7 protein-coding genes are annotated in these 8,598 nt (G+C 74.4%); 3 read left to right on the top strand and 4 right to left on the bottom strand.

Translation table 11 applies throughout. The features are described from left to right. Positions 1–110: 110 nt before the first annotated feature. From L1885_RS18705 to L1885_RS18695, 3 genes are all read right to left on the bottom strand, one after another. Positions 111–2,534, bottom strand: a complete 2,424-nt coding sequence (locus L1885_RS18705) for a right-handed parallel beta-helix repeat-containing protein (protein WP_235798297.1) — start codon at positions 2,532–2,534, stop codon at positions 111–113. A gap of 210 nt (positions 2,535–2,744) precedes the next feature. Then, positions 2,745–3,356 (bottom strand): Rv1733c family protein, encoded by a 612-nt coding sequence (locus L1885_RS18700; RefSeq protein WP_235798296.1) that lies wholly within the window; start codon positions 3,354–3,356, stop codon positions 2,745–2,747. 172 nt (positions 3,357–3,528) lie between these two features. Beyond that, positions 3,529–4,011, bottom strand: coding sequence for a DUF6643 family protein (locus tag L1885_RS18695; protein WP_235798295.1), 483 nt, complete (start codon positions 4,009–4,011; stop codon positions 3,529–3,531). Between the two features lie 250 nt (positions 4,012–4,261). Here L1885_RS18695 and L1885_RS18690 point away from each other — a divergent pair, with 250 nt between their 5' ends. Beyond that, positions 4,262–5,671, top strand: coding sequence for a TerD family protein (locus L1885_RS18690; protein ID WP_235798294.1), 1,410 nt, complete (start codon positions 4,262–4,264; stop codon positions 5,669–5,671). 124 nt (positions 5,672–5,795) lie between these two features. Here the strand turns inward: L1885_RS18690 and L1885_RS18685 are convergent, their stop codons facing one another. Further along, positions 5,796–6,989 carry a glycosyltransferase gene (locus tag L1885_RS18685; RefSeq protein ID WP_235798293.1) on the bottom strand — a complete coding sequence of 398 codons (1,194 nt, stop codon included), beginning with the start codon at positions 6,987–6,989 and terminating at the stop codon, positions 5,796–5,798. Between the two features lie 55 nt (positions 6,990–7,044). On the opposite strand from L1885_RS18685, the gene L1885_RS18680 reads away from it, so the two are divergent. Further along, positions 7,045–7,818, top strand: coding sequence for a glutamate racemase (locus L1885_RS18680; protein ID WP_235798292.1), 774 nt, complete (start codon positions 7,045–7,047; stop codon positions 7,816–7,818). A 116-nt stretch (positions 7,819–7,934) separates the two neighbouring features. Then, complete coding sequence (locus L1885_RS18675; RefSeq protein ID WP_235798291.1) at positions 7,935–8,492, top strand: hypothetical protein; 558 nt, start codon at positions 7,935–7,937, stop codon at positions 8,490–8,492. Positions 8,493–8,598 lie beyond the last annotated feature (106 nt).

The raw sequence follows: 8,598 nt of genomic DNA, 5'->3' as shown, positions 1-8,598 counted from the left end.
CGGGCCCCCACCGGCGGCCACCGCGCTCCGGCCCGGGCCCGAACCGGCGCGGGGCACCGGGCGACCCCGCGGCGGCACACCGCTCCGGGCCGGACGCGGCCCAGCCCGCCTCAGGGCAGTTCGGGCAGGTCGTCCGCGTAGAGCAGGGTCAGGTCCTCCGTGCTCGCCTCGGCCAGCTGCGCGACCCGGCCGGCGTGCCGCTCCACCATCGACTCGAACGTCTGGCGCGCGGTGCGGCCGTTGCCGAACGCGGGCCCCTTCGGCAGCACCGTGAAGTACTTCAGCAGCGCCTCGCCGGCCCCGTCGCCGAGCCGGTACTCGTGCTCCTCGGCCTGCTGCTCCACGATCCGCAGCAACTCCTCGGGCGCGTAGTCGCCGAACGTGATGGTCCGCGAGAAGCGCGACGCGACACCGGGGTTGACCGAAAGGAACCGCTCCATCTCCGCGGTGTAGCCGGCCACGATGACCACGACCGCCTCGCGGTGGTCCTCCATCAGCTTCACCAGCGTGTCGATGGCCTCCTTGCCGAAGTCGCGGCCGGAGTCCTCCGGCGACAGCGCGTAGGCCTCGTCGATGAACAGCACCCCGCCGCGGGCCCGTTCGAACGCCTCCTGGGTACGGATCGCCGTCGAGCCGATGTGCTCGCCGACCAGGTCGACACGGGAGACCTCGACCAGGTGGCCGCGCTCCAGCACCCCGAGCGAGGCCAGGATCTCCCCGTACAGCCGGGCCACCGTCGTCTTGCCGGTGCCGGGGGAGCCCGTGAAGACGAGGTGCCGGCGCACGGACGCCGCCTTCAGGCCGGCCTCCCTGCGCCGCCTGCCCACCTCGATCATGTCGGTCAGCGCCCGCACCTCGCGCTTGACGCTGTCGAGGCCGACGAGCGCGTCCAGTTCGGCCAGGACGTCCGCGGACTCGCGGGCCGGCGCGGGAGCCTCGGGCGGCGCCGCGCCCGGCGCCGCGGATGCCGGGACCGCGGCGGGGACCTGTGCGGGGACCGTGCCGAGCAGGCCCGCGGAGGCGGCCTGCGGAAGCGGGCCGCGCGGCTGCGCGCCCGCGGCCGCCACCCCGCTCTCGTCGCTGGTGCAGTCCTCCACGAGCGGCCCCTCGTCCGTGAACTCGTACCCGCCGCGCGCGCAGCGCTCCGTGCGGCAGCGGTTGAGCGTCGTGCGGCAGCCGTCCATGATGTGGAAGCCGTAGCCGCCGCTGCCCGTCACGCGGCAGCCGCGGAAGGTGCCGCGCCCCTCCGCCGAGACGTAGAAGCCCGCCTCAGCGGGGGAGGTGACGACGCAGCGCTCGATCGTCGGGTCGGCGCCCTTGGTGACGATCACGCCCGTCTGCACGGAGTCGATCGTGCAGGCGGCCAGCGTGCCGCCGCTGCCGTGGTCGCGGAACCAGGCGGCCGTCGAGGCGTGGCTGATGCGGCAGTCGTCCAGCTGCGCAGTGGCGCCGTCGCTGACGGAGACGGCGGTGTTGCGGACCTGCGTGAGGTCGCTGTCCACCACGTCCACCCGCGAGCCCCGGTCCAGGACGAACAGCGCGTCGGGCACGTCGTGCACCCGGCACGCGTCCAGTACGGCCGTCGCCCCGTCGCTGACCCAGACCGCCGGGTAGTCGCCGGTGGAATCGTGTATCTCGCACTGGTTCGCGTCGACGCGCGTGCCGGGGTCCCACACCGACAGGCCGTTGCGTCCGAAGCGGCGTACCGTCGAGCGGGTGAGGGTGAGGACCGACCTCGACCTGAGGTCGACCGCGTTCTCCGGCACGTCGTGGATGTCGCAGTCCGACAGCGTCAGCACGGCGTCGGTGTCGAGCGTGACGCCGTCCGCGGTCGTGCGGTGCACGGACGAGTCCGTCAGGTGCGCGGCCCCCCGGGCGGCGACCTGCACGCCGGTGCCCTTGACCTCGTAGACCTCGCAGCCGATCGCCTCGAGGCCGGTGTTCTCCCCGGAGACGCTGATGCCGGCGCCGGACGCGTGGTGCACGCGGCAGCGCTCCAGGCGGGGGTGGGCGCCGCCCGTGACGGAGATGCCGGCCTGGCCGGACGCGACGATCTCGCACTCCTCGTAGACCCCGCCCGCGCCGTCGAGGACGGCCAGCCCGACGCCCGCCGGGTTGTCGACCGTCGTACGGCGCACGGTCGGCCGCGCCGAGCCCCGCACCTCCATGCCGGTCGCCGAGCGGGTCACGATCCGCAGGTCGAGCAGTTCCGGTGTGCCGTCCTCCACGAGCAGGGCGGGCGCGGCCGAGTCCTGGCCCTCCACGTGGATGTCCGCGACGGTCGCCGAGGCGCGGACCGTCAGGGGCACGCCGTCGTACGGCGCGATCCGCACGGAGCCGAGCGAGCCCTCCGGGCCGCGCAGTGTCACCGCCCGCGCGACGACGAGGTTCTCCCGGTAGGTGCCCGGAGCGACCGTCAGGACGTCCCCGTCGGCGGCGGCGTCGAGGGCTGCGGCGAGAGAGGCGTACTCACCCGTGCGGCGCCGCCACCGCGATGTACCCGAGTGCGTCACCTGGACGGTGCCCTGTGCCATGGCGCTGTGCTGCCCCCACCTCGTGCGACTGCGGTGCGCCCGGCCGCGACGTCAGACCGGGTCGCGGACCACGTTAGCGCGCGTTGGGGAGGTGAGTTGACGTTCCGGCCGGTGGCCGGGGGCGGGACGGGCGGTGCGGGGCCGTCCGCGGGGCCCGCGCCGCGCGGGCCGCGCCGGGTGCGGCACGGCTCGCGGGGGGCTCGCGGGGGTTCAACTCCCGGTGCCCGTGCGGCCCCAGTCGGGACCGACTTCGGCCCACTGGCGGTCCAGTTGCTTGTACCGCCTGCGTACGAGGCGCCATACGGCCAGGCGCCAGGCGCCCAGCACGAGGCCCGCGGCGGCCACCGCGGCGATGATGCCGGTGAAGACGGCGTGGAAGTGCGCGACGCCCCCGTTCAGCGGCGGCTGCACCTGCGTGCCGTGCGTGTCCGTCCAGATGCTGAAGGTGTCGCCCGGCTCCATCCGGGTGCGCGGCGCCGTCACCGTGCCGACGTGCTCCGCCTTGTCCGCGGTGTGGTAGCGCGCGACGACGCGCGCGTCGGAGTCCTGGGTCGCCGCAGATTCCGGGTCGAAGAACCCGACATCGCCGTGCTGCTTGGAATCGGCGACCATGACCGCGGTCGACTCGTGCCGCTCGTGCTGCTGGGTGGCCACCGTCCGCTGCAGCGAGGAGTTCAGTTCGGACCCGCCGATCCAGCCCGCGAGGGGTGCCCCGAACACCAGCAGCACGGCCGTCAGGACGGCCAGCCACGCCTCTACCAGGTCGGTTGTACGGCGCAGGGGGTTGTGCCGCCACCGCCAGATGCCCAGTACCACTCTCACCGTCCCGCACCCCCTTCCGTCGGAAGCAACGCACCTGCCGGAGGCTCGGGTTCCCGCGGTGGTGAGCCTCACACAGGCGGCCCACAAAGAAACAGGGCGGCTTCGTCGCGAAGCCGCCCTGCCGAGGCGTACGGGACCTCCCATGGGTCCGGTGCGTGCCCGTCGGTACGGGTCAGTACCCCCTGCCCTGGTAGGGGCGGTTGTACGGGTCCTCGTAGGGACTGGGCGCGGGCGCCGGGCGCATGGGGGCCGGGGGGCGCATCCCGTCGTACCCGCCGGCCTGGGCCGGGCGCTGCTGCATCGGCCGCTGCGGCTGCTGCTGGTAGCCGGGCTGCTGGCCCGGGTAGCCGCCGCGCGGCTGCTGGGGCTGCTGCGGGATGTACGGCGCGGGTGCCTGCTGCAGCGGGACCGGCTGCTGCATCGGCTGCGGGTAGCCGTACTGCTGGGGCACGGGGCCCGACGGCGCCGCCGGCAGTGCGGGGAGGGCGGACGGCAGGGCCGGCAGGTAGCTCGAACCCGTGTCGTACGCGGAGGGCACTCGGATCGGGGCGATCTGAGGCGTGCCCCGCTCTGCGACGAGCGAGTCGTAGATCGGGGTGTCCGGAAACGACGGCGCGGTGTAGTAACCGCCGCCGTAGGAGCGGGGGGAGGTCATGGCACAGAGATTAAGCCCACCATGTGTCGATTGGGGAGTCTGGTTAGACGGTTCTTTAGGCAGCTCTGCGTTACTTCGGATCGCCAATGCGAGCGAACTTGCCAAAATCGGTCGCCGTGGCTCGTTTGAATCCTGTAAAGGGCAAGTGAGGGACGGGTTACCGCCGGGTCGTACCGTCTCCTCGTGCGGGCTCGCGATTACGTTGGGAAGATGGAAAGGCCGGTGCGGGTCGGGCGCGATGGGGGAGATCATGTCCATGCTTAAAGGAGCCAATGTCCGGGTCGCGGCGGACGCCGTACGGGTGGAATTGGGCTGGAGTTCGGGAGCCGGTGTCCCGGACGTCGACGCCTCGGCGCTGCTGCTGGCCGGCGGCCGGGTCAGGTCGGACGCCGACTTCGTCTTCTACAACCAGCCGGCCGACCCCGACGGCAGCGTCCGTCACGAGGGCAAACGGCCCTCGGGCGCGACCGTGACGGACACCCTGGCGGTCGACCTGTCGCGCGTCGCGCCCGAGGTGGAGCGGATCGTGCTCGCCGCCTCGGCCGACGGCGGCACCTTCGGCCGGGTGCCGGGGCTGTCCGTGCGGGTCGCCGACGCCGCCACGGGCCAGGAGATCGCCCGCTACGACAGTGCGGACGCCACGGTCGAGACGGCCTACGTGCTCGGCGAGCTCTACCGGCGGCAGGGCGAGTGGCGGTTCCGGGCCGTGGGCCAGGGCTACAGCACCGGACTCGCCGGTCTGGCAACGGACTTCGGGATTTCCGTCGATGAACCCGGCCAACCCGGCGAACCCGGCGCCTCCGCGGGCGCGTCGGGAGCCCCGCCGGCACCGGCGCCCCCGGCCGCGCCCGTCACACCGCCGGCCCCGCCCGGACCCCCGGGCACACCGGCACCGCAGCCCCCACCGGCCCCGCCCGCGCCCGTGACTCCTCCGGGCCCCTCCGCCCCGTCGAGCACACCGACCCCGTCGGCACCGCCGTTCACACCACCCTCCGACGCCCCACCCGCGCGTCCCGTCCGGTTGTCGAAGGTCACCCTCACGAAGGACGCGCCCACCGTCTCCCTCGCCAAGCAGGGCGGCGGTTCCGGGGCCATGCGCGTGAACCTCAACTGGCAGGTGCGCAAGCAGGAACAGCCCAAGGGCTGGGGTGCCAAGCTGAGCCGCGCGCTCGGTGCCGCACAGAACCTCGACCTCGACCTGTGCGCCCTCTACGAGCTGTCCGACGGGCGCAAGGGCGTCGTCCAGGCCCTCGGCAACGCGTTCGGATCGCTGGAGCGGCCCCCCTACATCCACCTGGACGGCGACGACCGCACGGGCGCCGTCGACGCCGGCGAGAACCTCACGATCAACCTCGACCACACGCACGACTTCCGGCGGATCCTGATCTTCGTGACCATCTACGAGGGCGCCAGCAGCTTCGCCGACCTGGAGGCCACCGTCACCCTCCAGCCGCAGCACGGCGCCGCCATCGACTTCGACCTCGGCCGATCGACGGTCCCCTCCCGCGTGTGCGCCCTCGCGCTGATCAGCCACACCGGCGCCGACCTCGTGGTGCAGCGCGAGGCGCGCTTCCTGGAACCGGAGCGGGGCGTGAGCCCGCAGCGTGCCGTCGACCGGGCCTACGCCTGGAACATGAACTGGACCCCGGGCCGGAAGTAGGCCGCCGGGCCCCCGGGCCGGGGCCCGGGTCCGAGAGCCAACGCCCCACCGGGCGGCGGGCTCCCGGTCCGTTCAGGGCTCCGGCCCGTTCAGGCTCCTGGTCGGCTCCGGGCTCGGCGTGCCCTCATCGGCGCTCCGGGGCCGCCTCGGCCTCGGGCCGCGCGTACGTGCGGCCCTTCCACGCGGCCCCGCGCCCCCGGTAGTGCTGCACCGCCGAATCGACGGTCATCAGCAGGTAGAGCAGCGCGGTGAAGGGCAGCAGCGGAGCCGTCCACAGCGGCTGCCGGTAGTAGCGCAGCATCGGCACGTACGTCCCCGTCATGACCGCCCAGGCCGCGAGGCCCGCCCAGCCCGCCGCGGCGCCCGCGCCCGCGAGTCCGGCGAACGCCGTGGCGGGCGGCACCAGGTAGATCAGCGCGAGCCCCACCACGGTGCCCGCCAGTACGAGGGGGTTGTGCCGCAGTTGGGCGTAGGCGCTGCGCGAGACCATGCGCCACAGATGGGACAGCCGCGGGTACGGGCGGACACTGTCCACGCGGTCCGCCAGCCCCAGCCAGATCCGGCCGCCGCTGCGCTGCACTGCGCGCGCGAGCGACACGTCGTCGATCACGGCCTGGCGGATCGAGTCGGGGATCCCCGCGCGTTCGGCCGCCTCGGTCCGCAGCAGCACGCAGCCGCCCGCCGCGGCGGCCGTGCGCAGCCCCGCGTTGTTGACCCAGCGGAACGGATAGAGCTGCGAGAAGAAGTACACGAACGCCGGTACGACCAGTTTCTCCCAGGCGCTCTCGACCCGCAGCCTCGCCATCTGCGACACCATGTCGTACCCGCCGCCGCGCGCCGACTCCACCAGGCGGCGCAGGCTGTCGGGTTCGTGGGCGATGTCCGCGTCCGTCAGCAGCAGGTACTCCGGGTCCTGCGCGCGCGCCAGGGCGACGCCGTGCCGCACGGCCCACAGCTTGCCCGTCCAGCCGCGCTCCGGCTCGCCCGGGGTGGCGACGCTCAGCGGCAGCCCGCCCTCGCTCACGGCCAGCGAGCGGGCCAGGTCCCCGGTGCCGTCGGTGCTGTTGTCGTCGACCAGGAAGACGGCGGCCTCGCCCGGGTACGCCTGAGCCAGCAGCGTGGGCAGGCTCAGCGGCAGCATGTCCGCCTCGTCGCGCGCCGGCACGACGATCGCGACCGACGGCCACCGCTCCTGCACGGGCACACCCTGCGCGCGCTCCGGCAGGCGCTGGTCCGTACGCCAGAAGAAGCCCTGCCCCAACAACAGCCAGCACCAGACGGCCAGCGACACCACCGAGATCCATCCCACGACGCTCATCCGCCGCAGTCTGCCCCACCGGAGCCGGACGGTCACGGTCGACTAGGGTGGCGTCGTGAAGATCGCGCTCATGGACTCCGGCATCGGGCTGCTCGCGGCGGCCGCCGCCGTACGCCGGCTCCGACCGGACGCCGAGCTCGTCCTCTCCTTGGACCCGGACGGCATGCCATGGGGTCCGCGCACGCCCGAGGACGTCGCCGGCCGGGCGCTCGGCATCGCGCGCGCCGCCGCGGAACACCGTCCGGACGCCCTGATCGTCGCCTGCAACACCGCGACCGTGCACGCCCTGCCCGTCCTGCGCACCGCCTTCGAGCCGGCGCTGCCCGTGATCGGCACGGTTCCCGCGATCAAGCCCGCCTCGGCGGGCGGCGGAGCGGTCGCCGTGTGGGCCACCCCCGCCACCACCGGCAGCCCGTACCAGCGGGGCCTGATCGGCGACTTCGGCGGAGACGCCGAGATCACCGAGGTGCCGTGCCCGGGTCTCGCCGACGCCGTCGAGCACGCGGACGACGCGGCGATCGACCGGGCCGTGGCCGCCGCCGCCGCGCTGACCCCGCCCGGTGTGCGGGCGCTGGTCCTCGGCTGCACCCACTACGAACTCGTCCGCGACCGCATCGCGGCGGCCGTCGCCCCCGGCGCCGCCTTGTACGGGTCGGCCGAAGCGGTCGCCACGCAGGCGCTGCGCCGGGCGGGCTTCGCGCCCGCCCCAGGCGAGGCCCCGGCGGGCGCGCCGACGGTCCTCGCGAGCGGCCGCGACGGCGATCTGCCGGGCGCCGCGCTCGCGTACCCGGAAGGGCGCCTGCTGGCCGCGGTCGGCCAGCCGGGCTGAGGCCCCGGCGGCGGGGCAACGGCCCCTTGCGACGGCGTGTCGCGACCGTCCCGCCTTGGGCGCACCGCCTCTCTCCGAGGACTCCCTCTTTCGCGGAACCTGGGTACGCTGCTGCCATGACGGAGCACTCACGCCACGAAGGCCCCGCTGCCCACGCCGCCGCGACCCTCTCCGAGATGTGGTCGGGACGCGCCACCAACCGCGTGCAGTGGGTGCTGGCCGCGGGCGGAGCGGCGTGCATCGCGCTCGGCGTCGAGCTCGCGGTGGACGCGAACTGGACGACGGGCGTCGCCGCCCTGCTGATCTCCGTCATCGGCTGCCTCGCCGCCGGACTCCTGATGCTGTTCGGCACCCTCGCGTTCGTGCACGTCGGCGTCCGGATCGACGAGGAGTGCCTGGAGGTGCGGTGCGGGCACATGGGCGTGCCGCGCCGCCGGATCCCGCTCGCCCAGGTCGTCGACGCGCACTTCGCCCCCCGCGTGACCCCGCAGCAGTGGGGCGGCTGGGGCTACCGGTGGCGCCCCGAGAAGGGGACCGCCGTCATCGTGCGCAGGGGAGAGGGCCTGGTGCTGCGCATGCGGGACGGCCGGGACTTCACCGTGACCGTGGACGACGCCCAGTCGGCCGTGCGCATCCTGCGCGCCCGCTGCCGCGGCGGACGCACCGCCGTCTAGGCAGGCGGGGCGCACCGCCGTCCAGCCCGGCGGACGTCGTCCGCGCGAACGGCGCCCCGCGAGCCGCTGCTCCGGCGTCCCGGGGGCGTGCCGCTGCCCGCAGCGC

This window comes from Streptomyces fuscigenes (genome assembly GCF_021556455.1).
GTDB classification, from domain to species: Bacteria; Actinomycetota; Actinomycetes; order Streptomycetales; family Streptomycetaceae; genus Streptomyces; species Streptomyces fuscigenes.
Note: the sequence above shows the minus strand (reverse complement) of the source record. Positions and strands in the feature narration are given on the sequence as shown.